The sequence below is a fragment of the Streptomyces sp. NPDC102490 genome, assembly GCF_044765285.1.
GTDB lineage: Bacteria > Actinomycetota > Actinomycetes > Streptomycetales > Streptomycetaceae > Streptomyces.
The window spans coordinates 33,834-54,590 of sequence record NZ_JBIWJU010000022.1 but is presented as its reverse complement, the minus strand read 5'-3'; the positions used below and the strand labels follow the sequence as shown (position 1 = coordinate 54,590).

20 protein-coding genes are annotated in these 20,757 nt (G+C 70.5%); 14 read left to right on the top strand and 6 right to left on the bottom strand.

Going from position 1 to position 20,757, the window contains the following annotated elements; translation table 11 throughout:
- Nucleotides 1–130: 130 nt before the first annotated feature.
- Nucleotides 131–772 carry a DUF305 domain-containing protein gene (locus ACIRGB_RS35185; RefSeq protein ID WP_403873615.1) on the bottom strand — a complete coding sequence of 214 codons (642 nt, stop codon included), beginning with the start codon at nt 770–772 and terminating at the stop codon, nt 131–133.
- A gap of 120 nt (nt 773–892) precedes the next feature.
- The gene (locus ACIRGB_RS35180; protein WP_361573897.1) at nt 893–1,294 is read right to left on the bottom strand and encodes a DUF6153 family protein; all 402 of its coding nucleotides are present in this window, start codon (nt 1,292–1,294) and stop codon (nt 893–895) included.
- A gap of 838 nt (nt 1,295–2,132) precedes the next feature.
- Here ACIRGB_RS35180 and ACIRGB_RS35175 point away from each other — a divergent pair.
- The 3 genes from ACIRGB_RS35175 to ACIRGB_RS35165 all read left to right on the top strand — a co-directional run bounded on the left by ACIRGB_RS35175 (nt 2,133) and on the right by ACIRGB_RS35165 (nt 5,202).
- Nucleotides 2,133–3,284, top strand: coding sequence for a PLP-dependent cysteine synthase family protein (locus ACIRGB_RS35175; RefSeq protein WP_403873612.1), 1,152 nt, complete (start codon nt 2,133–2,135; stop codon nt 3,282–3,284).
- Nucleotides 3,281–4,534: an MFS transporter gene (locus tag ACIRGB_RS35170; protein WP_403873609.1), complete on the top strand. Its 1,254-nt coding sequence runs from the start codon at nt 3,281–3,283 to the stop codon at nt 4,532–4,534. The genes ACIRGB_RS35175 and ACIRGB_RS35170 overlap by 4 nt, the downstream gene beginning before the upstream one ends.
- 317 nt (nt 4,535–4,851) lie before the next feature.
- On the top strand, nt 4,852–5,202 hold the full coding sequence (locus tag ACIRGB_RS35165) for an NADH-quinone oxidoreductase subunit A (protein WP_403873606.1): 351 nt from the start codon (nt 4,852–4,854) through the stop codon (nt 5,200–5,202).
- A 365-nt stretch (nt 5,203–5,567) separates the two neighbouring features.
- Here ACIRGB_RS35165 and ACIRGB_RS35160 read toward each other — a convergent pair whose 3' ends face one another.
- Complete coding sequence (locus ACIRGB_RS35160) at nt 5,568–5,717, bottom strand: hypothetical protein (RefSeq protein WP_403873603.1); 150 nt, start codon at nt 5,715–5,717, stop codon at nt 5,568–5,570.
- Nucleotides 5,718–5,723: 6 nt separating this feature from the next.
- Here ACIRGB_RS35160 and ACIRGB_RS35155 point away from each other — a divergent pair, with 6 nt between their 5' ends.
- Genes ACIRGB_RS35155 through ACIRGB_RS35125 form a run of 7 tightly spaced genes read left to right on the top strand, consistent with a single transcriptional unit; the run spans nt 5,724 to nt 13,126 of the window.
- Nucleotides 5,724–6,521: a hypothetical protein gene (locus tag ACIRGB_RS35155; protein ID WP_403873601.1), complete on the top strand. Its 798-nt coding sequence runs from the start codon at nt 5,724–5,726 to the stop codon at nt 6,519–6,521.
- The gene (locus tag ACIRGB_RS35150) at nt 6,514–7,443 is read left to right on the top strand and encodes an NADH-quinone oxidoreductase subunit H (RefSeq protein ID WP_403873598.1); all 930 of its coding nucleotides are present in this window, start codon (nt 6,514–6,516) and stop codon (nt 7,441–7,443) included. The genes ACIRGB_RS35155 and ACIRGB_RS35150 overlap by 8 nt, the downstream gene beginning before the upstream one ends.
- Before the next feature lie 14 nt (nt 7,444–7,457).
- The gene (locus tag ACIRGB_RS35145; RefSeq protein ID WP_403873595.1) at nt 7,458–8,027 is read left to right on the top strand and encodes an NADH-quinone oxidoreductase subunit J; all 570 of its coding nucleotides are present in this window, start codon (nt 7,458–7,460) and stop codon (nt 8,025–8,027) included.
- On the top strand, nt 8,024–8,329 hold the full coding sequence (locus ACIRGB_RS35140; RefSeq protein WP_030871961.1) for an NADH-quinone oxidoreductase subunit K: 306 nt from the start codon (nt 8,024–8,026) through the stop codon (nt 8,327–8,329). Before ACIRGB_RS35145 ends, ACIRGB_RS35140 begins: the two co-directional genes overlap by 4 nt.
- Nucleotides 8,326–10,197, top strand: coding sequence for an NADH-quinone oxidoreductase subunit L (locus ACIRGB_RS35135; RefSeq protein ID WP_403873592.1), 1,872 nt, complete (start codon nt 8,326–8,328; stop codon nt 10,195–10,197). Before ACIRGB_RS35140 ends, ACIRGB_RS35135 begins: the two co-directional genes overlap by 4 nt.
- Nucleotides 10,198–10,202: 5 nt before the next feature.
- Nucleotides 10,203–11,708: a NuoM family protein gene (locus ACIRGB_RS35130; protein WP_403873589.1), complete on the top strand. Its 1,506-nt coding sequence runs from the start codon at nt 10,203–10,205 to the stop codon at nt 11,706–11,708.
- Nucleotides 11,705–13,126 carry an NADH-quinone oxidoreductase subunit N gene (locus tag ACIRGB_RS35125; protein WP_403873587.1) on the top strand — a complete coding sequence of 474 codons (1,422 nt, stop codon included), beginning with the start codon at nt 11,705–11,707 and terminating at the stop codon, nt 13,124–13,126. Before ACIRGB_RS35130 ends, ACIRGB_RS35125 begins: the two co-directional genes overlap by 4 nt.
- A 403-nt stretch (nt 13,127–13,529) precedes the next feature.
- On the opposite strand, the gene ACIRGB_RS35120 is transcribed toward ACIRGB_RS35125, so the two are convergent.
- From ACIRGB_RS35120 to ACIRGB_RS35110, 3 genes are all read right to left on the bottom strand, one after another.
- Nucleotides 13,530–14,828: a helix-turn-helix domain-containing protein gene (locus ACIRGB_RS35120; protein WP_403873585.1), complete on the bottom strand. Its 1,299-nt coding sequence runs from the start codon at nt 14,826–14,828 to the stop codon at nt 13,530–13,532.
- Between the two features lie 258 nt (nt 14,829–15,086).
- A complete protein-coding gene (locus tag ACIRGB_RS35115) occupies nt 15,087–15,314 on the bottom strand; it encodes a DUF397 domain-containing protein (protein WP_361573919.1) in 228 nt (75 codons plus the stop codon).
- Nucleotides 15,311–16,192: a helix-turn-helix transcriptional regulator gene (locus tag ACIRGB_RS35110; RefSeq protein ID WP_361573921.1), complete on the bottom strand. Its 882-nt coding sequence runs from the start codon at nt 16,190–16,192 to the stop codon at nt 15,311–15,313. The genes ACIRGB_RS35115 and ACIRGB_RS35110 overlap by 4 nt, the downstream gene beginning before the upstream one ends.
- Nucleotides 16,193–16,530: 338 nt before the next feature.
- Between ACIRGB_RS35110 and ACIRGB_RS35105 the strand changes: the two genes are divergently transcribed.
- The 4 genes from ACIRGB_RS35105 (at nt 16,531) to ACIRGB_RS35090 (ending at nt 20,707) form a co-directional block, all read left to right on the top strand.
- Complete coding sequence (locus tag ACIRGB_RS35105) at nt 16,531–17,442, top strand: ATP-binding protein (protein WP_403873581.1); 912 nt, start codon at nt 16,531–16,533, stop codon at nt 17,440–17,442.
- A 662-nt stretch (nt 17,443–18,104) separates the two neighbouring features.
- Nucleotides 18,105–19,217, top strand: coding sequence for a glycosyltransferase family 4 protein (locus ACIRGB_RS35100; protein WP_403873578.1), 1,113 nt, complete (start codon nt 18,105–18,107; stop codon nt 19,215–19,217).
- Nucleotides 19,214–19,903 carry a hypothetical protein gene (locus ACIRGB_RS35095; RefSeq protein WP_403873576.1) on the top strand — a complete coding sequence of 230 codons (690 nt, stop codon included), beginning with the start codon at nt 19,214–19,216 and terminating at the stop codon, nt 19,901–19,903. The genes ACIRGB_RS35100 and ACIRGB_RS35095 overlap by 4 nt, the downstream gene beginning before the upstream one ends.
- 12 nt (nt 19,904–19,915) lie before the next feature.
- Complete coding sequence (locus ACIRGB_RS35090; RefSeq protein ID WP_403873573.1) at nt 19,916–20,707, top strand: class II aldolase/adducin family protein; 792 nt, start codon at nt 19,916–19,918, stop codon at nt 20,705–20,707.
- Nucleotides 20,708–20,757: the final 50 nt, after the last annotated feature.

Here is a 20,757-nt window from a genome sequence, read left to right as displayed (position 1 = left end):
CGCCGCCCGCGGCGGCCCTCTTTTCTGTGTGGTGGGGGGCGCGGGGGGGGGGGGGGGGGGGGGGGGGGGGGGGGGGGGGGGGGGGGGGGCGCCGCCCGCCCCCCCCCCCCCCCCCCACCGACGTGAGCGATCAGCCCTTGCCGAGCAGTCCGTTCATCTGCTCGATCTCCGCGCTCTGCGAGCTGATGATCTCGCCGGCCATCTTGGTGGCCGGTCCGTAGGTGCCGTCGGCCTGCTCGGTCTTCGCCATGTCGACCGCGCCCTCGTGATGCTTGATCATCATCTCCATGAAGGCGGTGTCGAACGCCTTGCCCGAGGTGTTCTCGAGTTCGGTCATCTCCTCGGCCGTCATCATCCCGCCCATGTCGTGCATGGAGTGGTCCACGGCACCCTCGGCGGGCACTTCCTCGCCCCAGGAGGTCAGCCACCCGGAGAGCGTCTTGATCTCCGGGTCCTGGGCCTTCTTGATGTCTGCGGCGAGCTTCTTCACCTCGGCCGACTGCGCGCGGTCGGGCGCGAGGTCGGCCATTTCGATGGCCTGGCGGTGGTGGGGGATCATCCCCTTCGCGAAGGCGACGTCGGCGGCGTTGTGCTGCCCCTGCGACGCCGATGCCGACGCCGGGGCGGACGAGGAGGTGGTGGCGTTGTGGCCGTTGTGTCCGGCCGGGCTGTCGCCGTCGCTGTTGCCACCGCAGGCGGCCAGGACGAGTGCTGCCGCACCCGCGGCAGCAACGGCGGCGGTACGGCGGACGAGGGAACGCTTGCGGATCATGGTGGTGCAACTCCTTGGCGCGCCGTCGTCGGCGCGCGGTGGGAAGAGATGTCAGGGCGTGCGAAAGCACGGCACCCGTCACCGGAAGACACCGGCTACAGGGGTACCGAGCGAGCCGCTCTATATCCGCAGGAGTTGCAGCTCGGAAAGATCGGGTGGGGCCCGGCCGTCATGCGGCGACCCGGAGAACGTCGCGGCGGGCGCAGGGGTGGGCGGCGCGTCCAGCAGGGCGCCGGTCAGAGCGGGCGGCGTGTACGCCGAACCCGTGCCGGCAGCCGCACATGTCCCGTCGGCGTGATCGAGATGGCTCGACCCGCCATCCGTGTGCGTACATCCCCCGTCCGCGTGTGGAACGCCGTCCGCCGCGGCCATCACCATGTCGTGGCCTGCGCCCTTCTGCGCAGCCGGCGCCGCCCCGGGGGCGAGGCCATGCATGCCCAGCACGCCGGCCAGCACCGCCATCACCAGCAGCACGAACAGCCGCCCGGCAGGGCGGCTGCTTGATCGGGGGCTCCTGGTCACGGCACCCATCGTACGGGCCCCTCGTGTAAGCGGCAGGTGTGACGGTGCGATCGGGGGCTGCCCCTGCCGGCGTCTCCGGGCACGCCCTTCGCCCAGGTGGCGAGGGGACTCACCCGATCCGGTGATCGGCAGCACTCGTATGTGCCGTGAAGCCGAGGCCGCCTTGAGCCACATATGCGGACGTCCCAGCCCGCGCCCAACCCGGAGAGCGCGTCACCCGGACCTCAGGCGGCCGCTCGGCACGTAACGACCGCATGCATACAAGCCGTTACAGTCCGTATTGATGTCTGTCTGGTCGGTATTGCCGTGCACTCGGCCCGTGGCGCGCACCGCGGCGCCGCTGGTCGTGCTGCTTGCTGTGCTGGTGCACCTGCTGGCCTGCGCGCATGGACCGGCCACGACCGGGATGGCACGGGCGGAAACCGCGCACAGCGCAGGAGCGTTCCGTGGGCACGCACCGGAACCGGCCGACGCGGAGACCGCTCTGCTGCAGAGCGCGCCGACGCATGATCACCAGCCGCAGTGTTGTGATCTGGACGAACCCACGGTGCAGCCCTCGCGCGACATTCCCCTCGCCGACGGCCCAGCCCTCCATGTCCTCCGCGTTGAACACCCCGGCACCCAGCCGTCGGCCCCACGGGCCGGCGAGCACCCACCGGCTTCCCGCCCAAGTGGCTCGTCCAAGGGACATACGCGGTCCCGTCTCGGCGTGTGGCGGACCTGATCGACCAAGTCCCGCGGTCCTTCACCCGGCTGCGGCCCACCAGTCGATCACCTCCACCTCCCTCTACAAGCGGCCTGTCGCTGTTCACGGCACCGGCTGCCGGAGAACCACGCCATGAAACACCTGACCTGCACGTCTGTCCTGGCTGCGCCGACGCAGCCGCTCCCCGAAGCCAAGCGCCCGACGCACACTCCCGCCGGCCTGGTCGGCAACACGCCCGTCCTCCACATCGGTGCTCCCTTCACCACGCCGGGGCACGGCTTCTGGGCCAAGATCGAGGGCCACAACCCGGGCGGCATCAAGGACCGCACCGCACTGCACATGGTGCGAGCCGCCCGCGAGCGCGGACAGCTCCTGCCCGGCGCCCGCATCGTCGAGTCTTCCTCCGGCACGCTCGGTCTCGGCCTGGCTCTCGCCGGCGCGACCTACGGTCATCCGGTCACCGTCGTCACCGATCCGGGCATGGAGCCCTTGATGACGGGACTCCTCACGGCCTACGGGGCCGTCGTGGACGTCGTCGACACCCCGCTCGCCTGTGGAGGCTGGCAGGGCGCACGTCGTCAGCGCGTCGAAGAACTCCTCGCCGTCCATCCCGACGCCTGGTGTCCTGATCAGTACAACAACCCGGAGAACGTGGCCGCGTACGCTCCGCTCGCCCACGAACTCGTCGCCCAGCTCGGCCGGATCGACACGCTTGTCGTGTCCGTCGGCACGGGCGGCCACTCCGCCGGGGTCGCCTCCGTCCTGCGTGGGTTCTTCCCCCGCCTGCGGGTCGTGGGGGTGGACACCTGCGGCTCGACCATCTTCGGACAGCCCGCGGCACCCCGTCTGATGCGGGGTCTGGGCAGCAGCATCCATCCGCGCAACGTCGCCTACGACCTGTTCGACGAGGTCCACTGGGTTGCCGCGCCGGAAGCGGTGTGGTCGGCACGCAGGCTGGCCCGTGACCACTACGCCACCGGGGGCTGGAGCGTCGGCGCGGTCGCGCTCGTCGCCCGGTGGGCGGCGCACACCCTGCCGGTCGAGAACCGGATCGTCGCGATCTTCCCCGACGGCCCGCAGCGGTACGTCGGCACGGTCTTCGACGACGCCTACTGCCGTGAGCACGGCCTGCTCGACGACCCACCCGCCGACGAACCCGAGGAAGTCGTCCGTCCGGGAGATCGGGTGGTGACCCGCTGGACGCGCTGCACCCACGTCACCGATCCCCTGGCTCCCGCCGGCGCACAGGATGTGGGAGACAGGACTGTAGGAGTCGCGCGATGAAGCACCTGTGGCAGCAGTCCCGCTCGTTCCCTGCCCCGATCCGGCTCTTGATGGCCAACCAGTTCGCCATCAACCTCGCCTTCTACATGCTGATGCCCTACCTGGCGGCTCACCTGGCCGGCGGGCTCGGGCTGGCGGCCTGGGCCGTCGGACTCGTCCTGGGCGTCCGCAACTTCTCCCAGCAGGGCATGTTCCTCATCGGAGGCACGATCGCCGACCGATACGGCTGCAAAGCCCCGATCATGGCGGGCTGCCTGCTCCGCACCGTCGGCTTCGGCCTGCTCGGCTGGGTCGACAACCTGCCCGCCCTTGTCGCCGCTTCGGCGGCCACCGGCTTCGCCGGTGCCCTGTTCAATCCCGCCGTACGGGCCTACCTCGCTGCCGAAGCCGGCGAGCGGCGGGTGGACGCCTTCGCGACCTTCAACGTCTACTACCAGGCCGGCATGCTTCTCGGCCCCCTGGTGGGCCTGGCTCTGCTGGCCGTCGACTTCCGGCTCGTCTGCACGGTCGCAGCCGCGATCTTCACCCTGCTGACCGTCCTGCAGTGGCGTGCCCTGCCCGCCCGCCGCGGCGATGCCCCCGGCGCGACGCCGGGCAACGTCCTGACGCAGTGGCGCACGGTCGTGGCCAACCGGCCCTTTCTCCTCTTCGCCCTCGCGATGATCGGCTCCTACGTCCTCACCTTCCAGGTCTACCTGGCGCTGCCCCTGGCTGCGGCCGACGTCCTCGGTGCGAAGGGCACCTGGGCGACCAGCGGACTCTTCGTCATCTCCGCCGCGGTCGCCGTGATCGGGCAACTCCGGCTCACCGGCTGGGCGAAGCGACGCTGGACCCCCGCTCAGGCCCTCGTCCGCGGACTCACCGCCATGGGAATGGCCTTCGTGCCGCTCGCACTCGCACCACCCGAAGCTCCCGCCGCCGTACTCACCGCTCTGGTTCTGGCCGTGGCTCTCCTGGCCGTCGGCGGTGCCATCGTCTATCCGTTCGAAATGGACACCGTCGTCACGCTCTCGGGCAACCGGCTCGTGGCCACCCACTACGGGCTGTACAACACCGTTTCGGGCCTCGGCATCACCCTCGGCAACCTCGTCACCGGAGTCTTGTGGGACTTCGCCGCGCGCGCGGACGCCTTCTGGCTGACGTGGTGTTCCCTGGCCGCGACCGGACTGGCCTGCGCGGCGTCCGTCGCCGCCCTGGAACGTAGCGGGCGCCTGGTCGCGCGAGCAGAGGCACCGCTTGCCCCCGCATGACGCGCCGGCACACCCGCGGGGCACCGATGGACTCGGTCGCCTCGCGGGGTGTGCGCGCGTCGGGCACCGTGGCTGTAGCACTCGACGCCGGGTGACTGGGCGCACCGACTGCCGTCTCCGGGTCTGCGCCCCGTTGCGGCTCGTGCCCTTCGGGACTGCGCATGCCTCCCCGGGGTACCCCCCACGCTTCCGGTACGGGCGGGAAGGGAGCGGCAGATGTGTACGACGCGGAGGGCGGGCGGGAGAGCGCCCGCCAACGGACGTCCCGGCGCGCGGGTGACGGGGCGTGAGAGGGGCCTCCCGAGTGGTGGCATCCGGTGAGCGGCTTCACCGCCGCACTGTCCTTGCTGGGCCTGGCTCTCCTGGCGGTGGCCGGAGCGTACGGCGCGGCCTGGGCGCTGCGGATCTCCTCCGATCCGCTGCCCGCTCAGCCGTTCGGGTCGGGACTGGAGCCGACGGAACACGCGGTCAGCCGTTTCCACGTGCGCTGGTACACGGTGACGATGCTCTTCCTCGCCTTCGACATGGAGATGGTCTTCATGTACCCGTGGACGCTCGTGATCTCCGCGATGGGGCCCAGCGCGGTGATCGAGATGTTCGTCTTCCTTGCCGTCCTGCTCACCGGCGTGATCTACGCCTGGCGGGAAGGAGCGCTGCGGTGGGCCTGACCGCCGTACTGACCCACGCGGCGGCCCTCCGGCCACGCGTCCTGCTGGTGACCATGCCGGGCGGCACGCCGGTGCGACTGGCCGCCGAGGAACAACTGCGTGCGCGGGACTGGCCGTCGGCGCCGACCCCGGCTGGAGCCGACCTGATGCTGGTGGCAGGTCCGGACTGCTCCCGGCTCGGCCCGGCGCTGGACAGGCTGTGGCAGGACATGCCCCGGCCATGTGTGCGCGTGCGGGCGGTGGCGGCGGACGAAGTGGCGCCGGTTCTCGACGCTGGTCGCACCCGGCTCGGTGCACCGGGCGGAGAACCCGGCGAGACCGACCGCGGCGTGGGGACGAACGGGCACGGATCCGCTGAGCCCGGGTCAGCGGGAGGGCCGGACGGAGAACCCGCGCGGGCCCATCGGGAGGAGCACACAGAGGGAGAGCACGACGTTCGCGGCGTCACGGGTCACGAGGAAGGCGAGCACGACCACGCCGGTCATCCCGATCACGGTCACCCCGGTCACGGTCATGGCGACATGGAGATGCCGGGCGGACTGGCCATGGCCGAGCCGGGGGAGGACCGCGACGGTCTGACGCTGGACCGCCTGCACGTGGCATTGGGCCCGTTTCTGGCCGACTGGCCCGCCGGGCTGACCCTCCGTGTGGTGCTTCAGGGCGACGTCATCCAACGGGCCGACCTCGACGAGCCGGCAGTCGGCAGGCCGGGCGACCCCTTCTGGAGCCGGCCGTGGATCCGAGCCGCCACGGGTGAGCCGGTGGGCGTGGGGGAGGCCGCCCGGCTGCGGGCGGCGGCGCACCTGGACAGTCTGGGCCGACTGCTGTCGGTGGCGGGCTGGCCCGCCGAGGCGGTGACGGCCCGGCGACTGCGCGACGATCTGCTGGACGGGGCGCCCGCCTCCGCGGTCCTGCCACGCGTGGAGCGCTTCGCCCGGCGGGTCGGTCGGTCACGGACCCTGTACTGGCTGACGCGAGGCATCGGCCCGCTCAGCGTGGCCGACGCCCGAGCCGTCGGCGTCACCGGTCCCGCCGTACGGGCGGCAGGCGGAGACGTACCGGCCCGCTACCGGCAGTGGCTCGCCGATGTCGTGGTCGACGTACGGCGGATGAACGCAACTGCCCGCCTCGATCCGGTGGCGCAGGAGAGCCCGCGCGGACGGTGGGACGCCGAACACCCGCCGTCGGCCGCCCTGGCGACGCTGCTTCCCCACCTGCTGGTGGGAGCCGAGTTGGGCGCGGCCCGTCTCGTCGTCGCCAGCCTCGACCCGGACCCGGACGAACTGGCCGTCGGCCGGCTGGAGGCGGCCGGTGGCTGAGACGGGGACGTGGTGGGCGCTGCTGGTCGCTCCGGCGATGCTGCTCGGCTTCGCGGTGGCGGCCGTGTCAGCCGATGCGCTACTGGACGCCCGAAACGCGGGCCGCCCGATCACCGTCAGCACCGTCGTTCGGCCGCTTCTCGCTGTGCCGCGTGCGGTGTTGGCGCAGCCCCGGCGGTTGCCCGCGTCGGACCGGTTGCTGTGGCGGGCGGGCCTGATCACCGTGCCGGTGGCCGCGGTGCTGTCCACGCTGGTCATCCCCTTCGGTGACCACGTTGTCGCCGACCTGTCGGTCGGAGTGGTGTGGTTCAACGCCATGGAGGTGCTGACCTGGGCCGGGCTGTGGTTGGCGGGTTGGGGTCCGAACGCCGCGTTCTCCCTGGTCGGCGGCTACCGCTTCCTCGCCCAGGGCCTGGCCTACGAGCTGCCGCTGATGTTCGCGCTGATCTCGGCGGCCACGGGCGCCCAGTCCCTGCGGGTGACCGACATCGCCGGCGCCCAGCACGGCCTGTGGTACGCGGTGTGGATGCCGTTCGCCTTCGTCGTCTACCTGGCGGGCGTGCTGGCCTTCAGCTTTCTGGGCCCGTTCGCGTATCCGGCCGGACGCGATGTCACCGAGGGCGTACTGGGGGAGACGAGCGGGGTGGACCGGCTGCTGCTGGAGGCGGGACGGTGGCTGTGGCTGGCGGCGGGGGCGGCGATGGCGGTGCCGCTGTTCCTGGGCGGTGGCGCCGGGCCGGGGCTGCCGCCATGGGCGTGGTCACTGGTCAAGACGCTGCTCGTACTGGCGGTGCTGATCTGGCTGCTGCGGCGGCTGCCCATGGTCCGTGCCGACCGGTACGTGGAACTGGCCTGGGTGGTGCTCCTCCCTCTGTCCGTCCTTCAGACCCTGGTCCCGGCCTTGGTCGATCTCAGCCTCTAGGAAAGGAGCGCGGCATGGACACGGCGGGCATGGTGCTGCTGTGGGTACTGGGCGTGCTCGCCCTCGTCGGCGGGGTCCTGGTGTTCACCCTGAATTCCATGGCCCGGGTCACCTTCGCGCTCCTGGGCTCCCTGGTGTGCGTCGGCGGGGTCGTGACCGTGCTGCGGCTGCCGTATCTCGGCGTGGTGATCGTGCTGATGATGGTCATGGAGATGGTGATCATGGCGGTTTTCATGATCGCGTACATGATGAACCCGGCCGGTCTGATGCCGATGTCGATGCTCCACAACAAACGCGGCTCACTGGTCGTCAGCGGTCTCGTGTTCGCCGCCTTGGTCGCCGGGATCTTCCTGGTTCCGTGGCCCGACCGCGTGGGAGCGTGGCCCAGGGACACCACGTTCCAGGTCGGCATGTCGTTGATGGGCGACCAGATGCTCACCATGGTCACTCTTGGATTCGTTCTCCTGGCCACCATGGTGGGCGCCACCGTCCTCGCCACCCACCGCGGACGGTACGACCGCTTCGGCGACGACCTCGACCAGCGGCCCGCGAACGACCCGGCCGACGGGGGAGTGGGCCGATGACGTTCGAACTCCTCCTGGTCCTCGCCGCCGGCCTGTTCTCCACCGGCCTGTACGGTGCCCTCTCTCAGCAGTCCATCGTGATGATCATGATGGGCGTCGAGCTGATGATCGGCGGGGTCATCGTCGCCGCCGCCGACTTCTGGTACTTCCTCGCGCCCGCTGCCGGCAGTGGCCAGGTGGTGATCGTGGCGGCTGTGGTGGCGATGGCCGTGGAGATGGCCATGGGCTTCGCCGTCACCACCGCGATCTACCGCGCCCGGCAGGTCGACATGACCGACATGGCCGAGGACCTGAAGGGATGAGCGCGGTGCTCTGGCTGCTGATCGCTCTCCCCATCGGGGCGGGAGCGGTGCTCGTCCTGACGGGACCCCGCCGCAACCGACTGGTCCCTGGCATCGCTGCTGCGGTCGCCGCGGTCACGCTCGGTGCCGCGATCGCCGCCGCGGTGACCCGGCCGGCCGCGAGCGCGCCGCTGTTCGCAGGGATGGAGGCGGGGCTGGCGGTGGACGGCCTGTCCGCGGTGATGGTGGTGACCGTCGCTGCGGTCACCCTCGCCGTCCTGGTTTTCGCGACGGGAGAGTTCGCCGCCGGCGAGAACCGGGGGCGGTTCTTCGGGCTGATGCTGCTCTTCGCCGGTGCCATGCTCGTGACCGTCACCGCGACCACCCTGCCGCTCCTGCTGATGGCCTGGGAGGTGATGGGCGCCGCCAGCTGGGCCCTGATCGGCTACTGGTGGCAGCGACCCGAACGTGCGGAAGCCGCCGACGTCGCGTTCCTCACCACCCGCGCCGCCGACCTCGGCCTGTACCTGTCGGCCGGCGCCGCCGTGGCCGGCGGGGTCGGCTCCCTGCGCCTGGACGCCCTGCCGCACGCCGCGTCGCCGTGGCTGCACGTCGTATCCGCGGGCATCGTCGTGGCCGCCCTGGGGAAATCCGCACAGCTTCCTTTCTCCTTCTGGCTTTCGCGTGCCATGCAGGGCCCGAGCCCGGTGTCCGCACTGCTCCACTCGGCGACCATGGTCGCCGCCGGGGCCTACCTGCTGCTGCGGCTGGTCCCGCTGCTGGACACCACGGAATGGGCCGGTCCGGTGGTCGCCTGGGCCGGCGCGGTCACCGCCCTGACCCTGGGCCTGGTCGCGGTCGCCCAGACCGACCTCAAACAGCTCCTCGCGGCCTCCACGTCGGCGCAGATCGGCTTCATGGTGCTGGCTGCGGGCAGCGGCGGCGTCGCCGGGGGCACCACGCAGCTCGTCGCACACGCAGCCACCAAGTCGGGTCTGTTCCTCGCCACCGGGGCGTGGCTGACAGCGCTGGGCACCAAACAACTCCCGGCGCTGCGCGGTGCGGCCCGCGCGCACCGGCTGGTCGGTGCGGCCTTCACCGTCGGCGCGCTCACTCTGGCCGGGCTGCCGCCCCTGTCCCTGTGGGCGGCCAAGGACGAGGTCCTCGCCGCCGCCCGCACCGGGGGAACCGGGCTGTACGCGGTGGGCCTCGCGGCAGCCGCCGTCGCTGCCGTCTACAGCATCAAGGCCGTCTGGTACGTCACCCGTCCCCTCCCGGAGAGTCCGCAGGCCGGCTACGACACCGAGCAGCGCGGCACCCGCGGCGTCGCCCGTACGGCATCGGCTCCCCTCCTCGCCCTCACCCTTGCCGCGGCGGTGCTGGGCGTGCTGGCCCTGCCGGGACCGGCGTCCTGGCTGAAGGGGCTGGTCGGCGCCCGGGTCGAGCCGTCCCCCGCGCCGTGGGAGCTCGGGCTGTCCGCCGGTGTGGCGTTCGCCGCCGCCGGCCTGGCCTGGTGGTGCGCGTCCCGCCCGGCGCCCGTACCGCGCGCCGCCGCATGTGCGGCTCACGGTTGGCTGTACCTGGAGCAGGCCGCGCGGACCGTCGTGGCGCGTCCGGTGCTGGGCCTGGCCCGGACGCTGGCCGTCTTCGACGACCGCGTCGTCGACGGCGCCGTACGGCAGACCGCCCGCGGCGGCCTGGCGACGGCCCGGCTCGCGCGCCGCCTGGACGACGGCGGAATCGACGGCGCCGTCCGCACGGTCGCCGCGAGTGCGCGGCGCCTGGGCCGTTGGGCCCGCCGCCCGCAGACCGGGCTGCTGCATCAGTACTACGCCCAGGCCGTCGTCGGCTTCCTCGTGCTCGTCCTGATCATCCTGTTGGTGAGGTAACCCCTGTGCTGAGCGTCGTCACGTTCCTGCCGCTGCTGGCGTGCGCGGTGCTGTCGCTCCTGCCGCGCACGCTCCCCGACCGGTCGTACGTCTGGCTGTGGATCGTCACGTCCGCCGCCGACCTGGCCTTGGTCATCGCCCTGTGGGTCGGCTACGACACCCGTGGCGGGACGCAGTACGAGCAGCGGGCGCGCTGGATCCCGAGTGCCGGCGTCGGCTACCACCTGGGAGTCGACGGCCTGTCCCTCCCCCTGGTCGCCCTGACCTGCCTGCTCTTCCTGGCCGTCGCCGTCCACTCCCTGCGCGAGAAGCGGCGGGTGCGCTCCTACGCCTGCCTCTTCCTTTTCCTGCAGTCCGTCAGCATCGGCCTGTTCGTCGCCCTCGACCTCATCCTCTTCTTCGTCTTCTTCGACCTCTCCATCGTCGGCATGTTCTTCGTCATCGCGGGCTGGGGACACGGCGAACGCGCCCGCGCCGCGGCGCTGAGGTTCTTCCTCTACACCTTCGTCGGCTCCCTCGCCCTCCTGCTCGGCTTCATCGGCCTCTACCTGGCCGCCGACCCGCACACCTTCGACATCGTCGACCTCACCCGCGTCAACCCGCTGGCCGGACACGGGTTGTACGCCGGTCTGGTACTCCTTGCCATCGGCGTCGGACTCGCGGTCAAGACCCCGACCGTGCCGTTCCACACCTGGCTGCCGCCCGCGCACACGGATGCACCGGCCGCCGGCTCAGCGATCCTCGCCGGAGTCCTGCTGAAGATGGGCACATACGGTTTCGTACGCATCGCCATGCCGCTGTTGCCCGGTAGTTGGCGCCACTACGCCCTCGTCATCGTGGTCGTCGGCGCCGTGTCCGTCGTCTACGGAGCGCTGGTGGCGTTGGCGCAGACGGACTTCAAACGCATGATCGCCTACACATCGGTCAACCACATGGGCTACATCGTCCTCGCGGTCGGCGCCGCCGGGACGCTCGCCGGTACCGACGCCCAGGCCCGCTCCCTCGCGGTGACCGGAGCGGTCACCCAGATGGTCAGCCACGGCCTGATCACCGGAGCCCTGTTCCTGCTCAGCGGCGTGCTCCACGACCGAGGCCGGACGTACGAGATGGACGCCTACTCCGGCCTGGCCGCCCACACCCCGCGGTTCGCGGCAGTCACCGCTGTCGCCGCGTTCGCCAGTCTCGGCATTCCCGGCTTCTCCGGCTTCATCGCCGAATTCCAGATCTTCACCGGCAGCCTGGCCTCCCAGGCCGTCGCAACCGCCCTCTCCGTGACCGGCATCCTGATCACCGCGGCCCTCTTCCTGATCGCGCTGCGGCGCATGTTCCTCGGCCCCGCGCGCCTGCCCGAGACCATTCCCGCCGGCGGCATCCGGGACCTCAGAACCACCGAGGCGCTGTCCACGGTGCCGCTGCTGGCGGTCGCCCTGGTGATCGGTGTCGCACCGCGTTGGCTGCTGGACGTCATCGAGCCGGCCGGGCGCACCCTGACCGGCCTGGTGGCACGGTGAACGAGAACCTGGCCGCACTCGTCCCCGAACTCGCCCTCCTCGGCGCCGCCGTCATCGGCCTTCTCGCCGGCTCCTGGCTACCCCGGCGCCGCCAGTGGATCGTCGCCGCCCTCGCGGCCGTCGCTTGTGCGACGGGACTGGTGGCCACCGCTGTCACCATGGCCACGGACCGGGCACAGACCGTCTTCTCCGCCGCGTTCGCCGTCGACACCGCCACCAACGTCGGTCGGCTCATCGTCCTCACCGCCCTGCTGCTGATCATCGGCATGTCCGTGGAAACCGTGAGGAACCACCCACGCGAGACCGAGTACTGGGTACTGCTCCTGATGACCGGCGCGGGCACCCTGGCCCTCCTCGGCGCGAACGACCTGCTGATGCTGTTCGCCGCCTACCTGCTGGCCAGCGTTCCTGCCTACGCACTCGCCGGTTTCGCGAAGGACGCACCCGGCACCGAAGCAGCCCTGAAGTACTACCTGATGGGCGCGCTGCTGGGCATCACCATGCTCGCCGGCACCGCGCTCCTGTACGCCGCCGGTCACGCCACCCACTACGGCAGGCTCGCCACGACCCTGCCTTCCGCCCCCTACGGGCTCGTCGCCGTCGGACTTGTCGGTGTCCTGGCCGGCCTGCTCTTCAAGATCGGCGGGGTGCCGGCCCACTTCTGGGTGCCCGACGTCACCGACGGAGCTCCGGCACCCGTCGCCGCGTACGTCACCACGCTGCCCAAAGTCGGCGGTCTGATCGCCGGTTACCGACTGCTGCACCAGGCCCTCGCCGACAGCGACGTCAACTGGTCGCTAATGATCGCGATCCTGGCCGCGGTCACCATGACCTTGGGAAACCTCGCGGCGTTCTTCCAGACCTCGGTCAAACGCCTGCTCGCCCACTCCACGATCAGCCAGGTCGGGTACCTCCTAATGGCGTTGGCCGTCACTACCCGCGGCGACCTCGCCCAGCGGAGCCTGCTGCTCTACCTGGCCGCCTACGCCGTCACCAACCTCGGCGCCTTCGCCGTCGTCACGACACTCCCGCAGGCCCGTACCCTCGACGACTACCGTGGCCTCGCCCGCTGCCACCCCGGCCTCGCGGCCGTGCTCGTCGTCTGTCTGCTGGGCCTGGTCGGCACGCCGCCCACCGGCGTCTTCCTCGGCAAGCTGGAGATCTTCAGCGCGACCATCGACGGCGGCTACACCTGGCTCGCCGCCCTGGCGGTCGCCAACACCGTAGCGTCGCTCTTCTACTACCTGCGCTGGCTCGGCCCGCTGTTCCTCCCCACCGACACGGCAGCCGTCGGCTCGGCTGCGGGCTGGGGAGGCTGGTCTGCCGTCACCGCTCACCTGGCAGGCGTCCTCTCCCTCACGCTCGGCATTGCCGGACAGGCAGTTCTCACCGTCGCCGAGGGCCCGCTGCTGTCCTGAAGTACTGCGCGTCGTCGAGCTGGCAAGAGCAGAAGGCCGGAGACGCATGCGGGTCGAGGCCGTTGCCTACGTGGATGCCGGACGGCGTTCGGGGTCGGGTTCGTTGCTGCGGACAAACGCCGCAGCTTCACCGAGGACCAGTCCGCGATGATCAGGGTCAAAGCCCCGGTGACCACGGGGTGGAAAGCCTGTCCCGAAAAGGGACAAGAGGTTTGTCCCGAGTCGGGACACGACGCCCGTCCCGAAAAGGGACACACAGCCAGAGACCTCGCGGACAGTTCGAAGCCACACGCGCGTACTCAGCCGTGGTCCACTGGACTCGGCTTCCGAGACCCCGCCCTCCGTCAATGCCTCGCCCCCTGGCATGGCAGCGACGCGACTCGCTCATTCGCGCTCGACTGGGTCAGTAGGCCACGGCCCGCGTCAAGTCTCGGACGCCGGATGTGCGGGGATGTCGCGAGCCCAAGACGGTCACGATGTCTCTGATTGCGGGCCGGTCGCGAACTTCTCCGGGGCTGACCCGTAGCGCTGCCAGTAGCTCCTGGGCGGTCTGCTCGGGCTTGCCCCACTGCCACCACGCACGAGCCAGGTCGGTGTGCATCCGGCCCTTACGCTCTGCCGTGGGAAAGTGTTCCGCTCGAAGTCCTCGCCCGGCTTCGAGTGCCGCACCGGCGTCACCCAAGGCCCAGTGCACTCCCACCGCGTAGAGGTCGACCGCCGGCGGCGAGATCCGGAACAGCCGGTCTGCGGGCGGCGATGAGGGGAGCCGACGTGCGGCGGTCCGGGCCTCGGAAATCATGTCCAGGGCGTGGCCGCGGTCACCCGCTCGTGCGGCCGTGTACGACGTCGTGCAGAGCAGCTGGGTGTAGGCCGCCGCCTGGGCCTCGGTGAAGAGCCCCGTGGCTTCGACGTCGGAGGCGGCCCGCAGGACGAGGCGTTGTGCGGTGGCTGTCTGATCCTGGTGCCGCAGGACGACCGCCAGCTCCTTGGCTGCTGCAGCGGCTGCCAGAGGTGAACCGGACAGTGAGGCGTACGTCGTGGCCCGGTCGGCCGTGATCCGAGCCCGGTCGTATCGGCCGATCTTCACCAGGGCTTGGGTGGCCAGGGTGTAGCAGGCGGACAGGCGGGCGTGGTCCAGGTCGGAGCGGGAGCGTGCGGCGTTATGGGCGTCGCCCAGGAGGCTCGGGAGTTCACGGAGCAGGGCGGCATGCTGCCCTGCCTCGAACAGTCGGCGTGCGCGGGCGAGCCGGGCATCGGTGGGCACCGTGCTCCCGGAGGGTGCGGGGGTGTCGGCGAGGGCGTCGTCGACGGCCAGGAGCAGAGAGGCCGGCACGGCCGTCCCCGCGGCGGCGAGTAGCGTACGGCGGCGCATCGGGTCCTCCTCGGCGTCACGGGGAACGTCCGCCGTCACTCTAGTGCGGGTGGGCACACCTGCGGTGACGAAACCGCAGGCAGCCGCCAAGAGGGCTGAGGGCAGACCGACCGCTGAGGCGGCGGCCCGGAGCAGGCGCACGTCGGCGATGTGCTTGCTGCCTTCCAGCCGGGACACGGTGGAGGCCGAACAGCCGATTCGGGAGCCGAGGTCGGCCTGACGCCACCCTCGGTGCCGTCGGCCGAGACGGATGAGCCCGCCGGGATCGTGTTGCTCGACCAGGCTCCGGGCCTCCGGGGAGGACCAGACACCTGACTCGGTGATGAGCATCAGCCCTCCCGAACGGTCATTGATCGGGGCCCCAACCGTACGAATCGGGCGGGTATGTCGTCCATGCCGTGTGCAGCATCTGCACACGGCATCAGTGGAGTCTCCGGGCAGGCCCCCGTCGGCCGCGGCACGGCACCTGCACCGCACTCCGTCCCTGTGCCCGGCCGTGTTGGAGACCGGTGTATGCCGATGGTGGCCCGCCTCGTTCCGTCCGAGGAGAGCCACCATGCACTTCGCCGCACCTCGCGGGTCAGGCGCTCAGCGTGCCCGAAGTGCGTCGGCGCGGACGCCGGCCGTGAAGGCGGCCCACGACGTCTTCGGGAACACGAGGCCAGGGCCCTTCTTGTTCTTCGAGTCGCGTATGGCGATGTCGGTCGTCAGGTCTGCCGCTTCGAGGCAGTTGCCTTCCGCGCCGCTGCTGTAGGAGGACTTGAACCAGGCGCACTCGGAGGCCAGGTCGGCAGCCTTCGCGTGGGTAGTGGTCACGGTGTCAACTTTCTTTCGAGATCCCGTTGGACTTCATCGAGGAAGCGCGGCGTCTCGTGGGGTGCGAGCGCTGCGGCCCGCAGGGCGTCGAACCTGCGGGAGTATTTGCCGACGTCGGGCCTCTTGTCAGTGATGTTCGCCTGCCCGCCGGGCTGGTCCGCCTGGACGATCCGTCCCAGCGGCTCGCCCATGTCCAGGACCGCGAAGTTCTGACTGGCCCGGTAGCCGGTGGAGGCCGCGGGCAGGATCTGCACGGTGACGTGGTCCGACGAGGCAAGGTGTTTGATCTCTTCGTACTGCTCGGCCATCACCTCCCGGCTGCCGATCGTGCTGCGTACGGCGTCCTCGCCCATGATGACCCACAGGTCCCGGGGCTCGGCCTTGGTGATGAGTGCCTTGCGCTCCATGCGCAGGGACACGTTGGCGTCGATGAACTCGGTGGTCGTCTCGTCCACGGCCTTGGCGGACAGGAGTAGTTCGCGGGCGTAGCTCTCCGTCTGGAGAAGGCCGAAGACCAGTGAGGGCTGCCAGGCCGCGATGGATACCGCGTCGGTCTCCATTCCGACGTACTCGCGCATGCCTTTGGTCAGGTGCGGTGTGTACGGCACCCACCAGCCCTCTTGCAGGGATTCCCGGTGGATGACCAGGAGGCTGTCGACGACCTCGTGGTCGTCCACGCCGTAGTGGGCGAGAAGGTCCTTGAGGTCCTTCGGATTCGGGAGGCTGGTCCTGCCCCTCTCGACACGCCACAGCTTCTCGGCGGAGAAGCCGAGGGCGGAGGCGACGTCCTCTCGGCGCATGCCGAGGTCTTCTCGCATCTTGGCGAGCACCTTGCCCATGTGCACCCGCCGGCTGGTCGGTCCCTTCGGTGCGGCCACTGGCTTTCCTCTCCTGTCATGCCGAGGGCACGCTCCGGTCGCGCTGGGTTCGACCGTCCCCGAGTCCGGTTCGAGCTTCCCCCAGCCCGGCCCAGGCGGCCCCAAGTGCCCCTTGCCCATGCCCAGGTCGGGAGTCTGCCACCCCCGGTTCTGCTTGCACAGACAAGAGTCCGTTCCATCGCATATGCCATCTGCCGTGAAAATTGCATGCGCCATTGCATGGCAACTCTTCCGTGCAACAGAGTAGTTGAGTCGCAGCGCAGCGTGACTGGCCCAGGTGGAATCCGCTGCGCTGCCGTGCTCTCGCACGATCCCCGTGAGCTCCCGGAGGTACAGGTATGTCTTCGACCGCGACGCACACGCACGCTGATGCCGCCAGGCCGCTCGGGGCGCGGGCGGGGCATGAACTCTGCATCGCCCGAGACCCGGCCTCGGTGCCTGGCGGCATCACCGAAAGAGACGCCCTGTGGCCCGGCCGTCTCCGCCGGGTCGTGCGGGCGGCCCTGCACCGCTGGGAGCGGGCCGACCTGGTGACGGCCGAGGAGCTACTGACGACTGAACTGGTCACCAACGCCCTCCGGCACGGGCAGGCGGCGGAGATCCGCTACCGCCTCTATCTCACCGCTGCCGACCTGGTGACCGAGGTGCGGGACGGTTCCGCGAATCTCGCAGTGCTTCGCCATGCCGCTCCACACGAGGAGGCCGGCCGTGGCCTCTTCCTCGTCCATGCCGTAGCTGACGCCTGGGGAGTCAGTTCCGACGGTGCGACGACCTGGTGCACCCTCTCGCTCCACCAAGGATGCGACATCCGTTCGGCAACCAACCCTCCACCTGTGCCGGTAGCGAGGCGGTACCCCACCATCAGCCTGCCGGGTGACGGCAGCGCCGCGATCCGAGCACGGACGATCGCTCGCACCGGACTCACGGTCATGGGCTGGCAGGGTTCGGTCCACGCAGCCTCGGACGTGGTCGGCCGACTCGTGCAGAACGGCGTCGAGCACGGCGTTGGTGACCGCTTCGACCAGCAGATCACGGTCGATCTCCGGCTCGACGAGGCCGAGCATCTCGTCATCGACGTACATGATCCCAACCCGTCGTTTCCCGACTTCGACAGGGCACAGGCGGGCGGCGTAGGGCGCGGTCTGTGGGAGGTGCGGCGGCTCGGTGCGGTGGTGACCTGGTTCCTCTCGCCGGAGCGCAAAGGCAAGATCGTGCGCGCCACGATGGCGCCCGGGCCGGTGCAACCGTGACCACCGACCGCTCGGCGTTCTGGCTTGTTCCGAAGCTGGTCGACGTGAGGGTTCCCGCGGGCCCCGTGCCTGAAGACATGGCGGATCTCGCCGCTCGCGTCCGCGCTCTACTCGACCTCGATACGGGGCGAGGCACTCGGGTCCCGCTCGGAGGCGACCTCTTCGATGTCGTGATCACAGGAAGCGGGGTAGAGGGGCGCGCCGTGGCCGTGTTGATGGACGAGGTCCAGCGAGGCTGCGGGCCGGTCATCGACGATCCGGGCGGCGGCTGGCTCTGCTGGCTGGTCCCGCCCGGTTCGGCGGAGGCGTGGGAGCCGCATGACCGCGCGGTATGCGTCGGCGCCCCGCACACGATCACGCTGCCAGATCTCAGCAGTCGCACGTCCCCAGGCCCGTACTGGCTCCGTCAGTGCGCAAGTGACCGGCTCGTTCCCACGGAGCCGCTGCGCCGGGCGGTGGATCGGTGCCGACCCGTGCTGCCTCCTCTCTCGGCGCTCAGCCCCCATCGGGGCTCTCCCACCCAGTAGGCCCGTGTGCAGAAGCTGCACACCGACTGCGCGTACTGACAGTCGATCTCCACGCTCGCCCGAGCGTGGTGCCGTCATGTCAGCAGCTAGGCACATCTCATCCCGTTGCAGAGCTTCCCCCTGAAGGAGGCAGTCGTGATTCCGCACGTCGTCCTTACCTGGGTGACCACCGCCCGCGGAGGAGCGGAGAACTCCGTCGTCGAGCTGGCGGACAACCTGTCCCGGCTGGTGCCCAGTGTCGAGCTGGTGTGGTGGCGCCGGGGCGGCCCGGCCGCCGGCCGCTGCTCCCCCGCCCGCGTGCACGAGGTATCGGACTGGGGCAGTTATCAGCAGGCGTTCGTCCGTGCCTGCGCGCCGGCCGACGACCGTCCCGTAGTAGTGATCTCCAACCACCGCACCGTAGCCGCGGACGTGGCTCTGGCGCCCCATGCCCGTGTCATCCCGGTCATCCGACACGTGGTCAACGCCGACCAAGTGCTCCGGGTGATCGACCCGGGCACCGGCTCCATGGTCGAACGAACCGTCGGCGACCTGCCCTGGGACCTGTTGTCCTCCGTGCCCGTGTGGGTGGGCATCTCCCATGCGTCGTCTGCCGCGTTCCGCGTCCACGCCCCGCGAGCCCGGTATGTGAGCACCATCCACAACGGCGTCGCCATCCCGGCCACCGTTCCCGACGGCACCCGACCAGCCACGGGGCGACTCCTCATCGCGTCCGTTGCCCGTACCGTGCCGTGGAAGCGGACGGACCACCTCGTGCGCGCGGTCGCCGACCCACGCCTGTCCACCGCGGTGCGGCTCGACGTCTTCGGCGACGCGGGCTCTCACCAAGCCGAGCTGGAGACCCTGGCGCGGGAACTCGCGGCTCCCGTCCGCTTCGTGGGCTACGCCGACGATCTGCCTCAGCGGCTCACCGGATACGACCTGCTGGCCACCGCTGCCATCCAGGAGGGATTCGGCCGCGCCGTCATCGACGCGGCCGGGGCAGCGATCCCGGCGTTGGTGCCCCAGGCCGGGGCCAGCCCCGAACTCGTCCTGGACGGCTTGACCGGCATGGTCTACGACCCCGACGACCCGTGGGATCTCGTGGCCGCCCTCACCGACGCACTGCTCGACCGCGAGGCACTGGCCAGGATGGGCAGAGCGGCCCGAGCGCTGGCGGAAGCCTGGTACACCCCGGGGCGTTGTGCCGCCCAGTATCTGACGCTGGTGATGGGTCAGGCTCCGCGCTCTCTGGCAGGAGCACCGTGACAGCCTTCGGCCCGCTTCTCGGGGAGGTCCTGCGCCTGGGCGACGACCCGCTCCTCAAGGACTGGGGTGTCGACGCTCTGGACAGCAGGCCCATCGTCGAGATCGGCGACGTCGCCGGAGCGGTCTACGACCTCGTCGAAAAGGCCCTGGATGGACGACCGCGCATTCATCCGAGCTCCTACATCTCGCCGCTGGCCAATGTGCACGACGATGTGGTGATCGGCCCCGGAGCCCGGGTCCACGAGTACTCGACCGTGCGCGGCCGGACGGTCGTCTCGTCGGACGTGCACATCGGGTACGGCTGCGAGATCTCCCGCAGCGTCCTGGCCCGGGGCAGCGTCCTGTCGCACCGGGCGACCATCGGATGCGCCGTCATCGGGTGCGACGCCTACTTCGCCTCCGGCCTCGTCATCGGCGTCTGCGTGCTGTCCAACCCCGACATGCTCCGGCCCTCGCGGACCGTCCACTTCGCCCTGCCGGACGGCCGCCGGATGGACACCGGCGAGCCGAAGTGGGGAGCGATCGTCGCCAGCGGAGTCCGCGCCGGTGTTCGCGTCACTCTCGGCCCCGGAGCTGTTGTCGGTGCCGGGGCCGTCCTGCACGCGGGAGTCACCGTACCCACCGCGTGGATTCCCCCGCACAGCACCGTGCGCCTACCGGGCGCCGGCTTCCAGCTCGATACGTGAAGGAGTCACGTCATGCTCTACGAACCCGCGCGTCAGCACCTCGCACGCATCGTGGACGACCTGCTCGCCTGGGAAGTGCTCAACCCGGCCGGCGGCGCGGTGTCGGTGCGTCTGCCGGACGGGAACGTACTCATGTCCTGCACCCGGCTCGCCTTTGACCGCTGGAAGGTGAGCGTCCGCGACTTCGTCGTCCTCGCACCCGATGGAGCGATCGTCGAGCAGACCGGCGGGCTGGGCGCGTCCGGCACTCCCACCCACCTGGACCTGTACCGGATGCTGCCCCGCGCCGGGGCGATCGTGCACGCCCACGCTCCGTACACCCTGGCCTTCGCGTCCCTGGGGCTGCCCGTGCCGAGCGTGACGAACCGCGCAGACACCTTCGGCGAAATCCCCTGCCTGCACGCCGACGACAGCACGGTGAAGGCCGAGTTCCTGGCTGACCCGGTGCCGCTGGACCTGCCTGAGGGCATGGTGCAGCGCCCGGACGTGGCCGCCGTCAACCTGCTGGCGTACCGCCCGCAACTGGAGGAGGTTGTTGCCCCGCGCGCCGACGAACTGAAGCGCCATGGGCTCGCCTTCACCCTCTACCGCCACGGCGCGTTCACCGTCGGCCGGCACCTGGAGGAGACCGTCGACCTGATGCTGCGCCTGGAAGAGACCTCGCGCATCGCCCTGCTCCAGGCGCAACTGACGGGCGGAACCATCTACCCCAATCGCCTCTATCGGACCGAACGGCGGAGTCACGACGGTGCAACCATGACCACACCAGTATCGTCGTATCTCACGAGACGGGATTCGATCTAGGTTAGGCAGTGTCTTCCGTCTCCTAACACCCGACTTAGCGAGACAGGAAA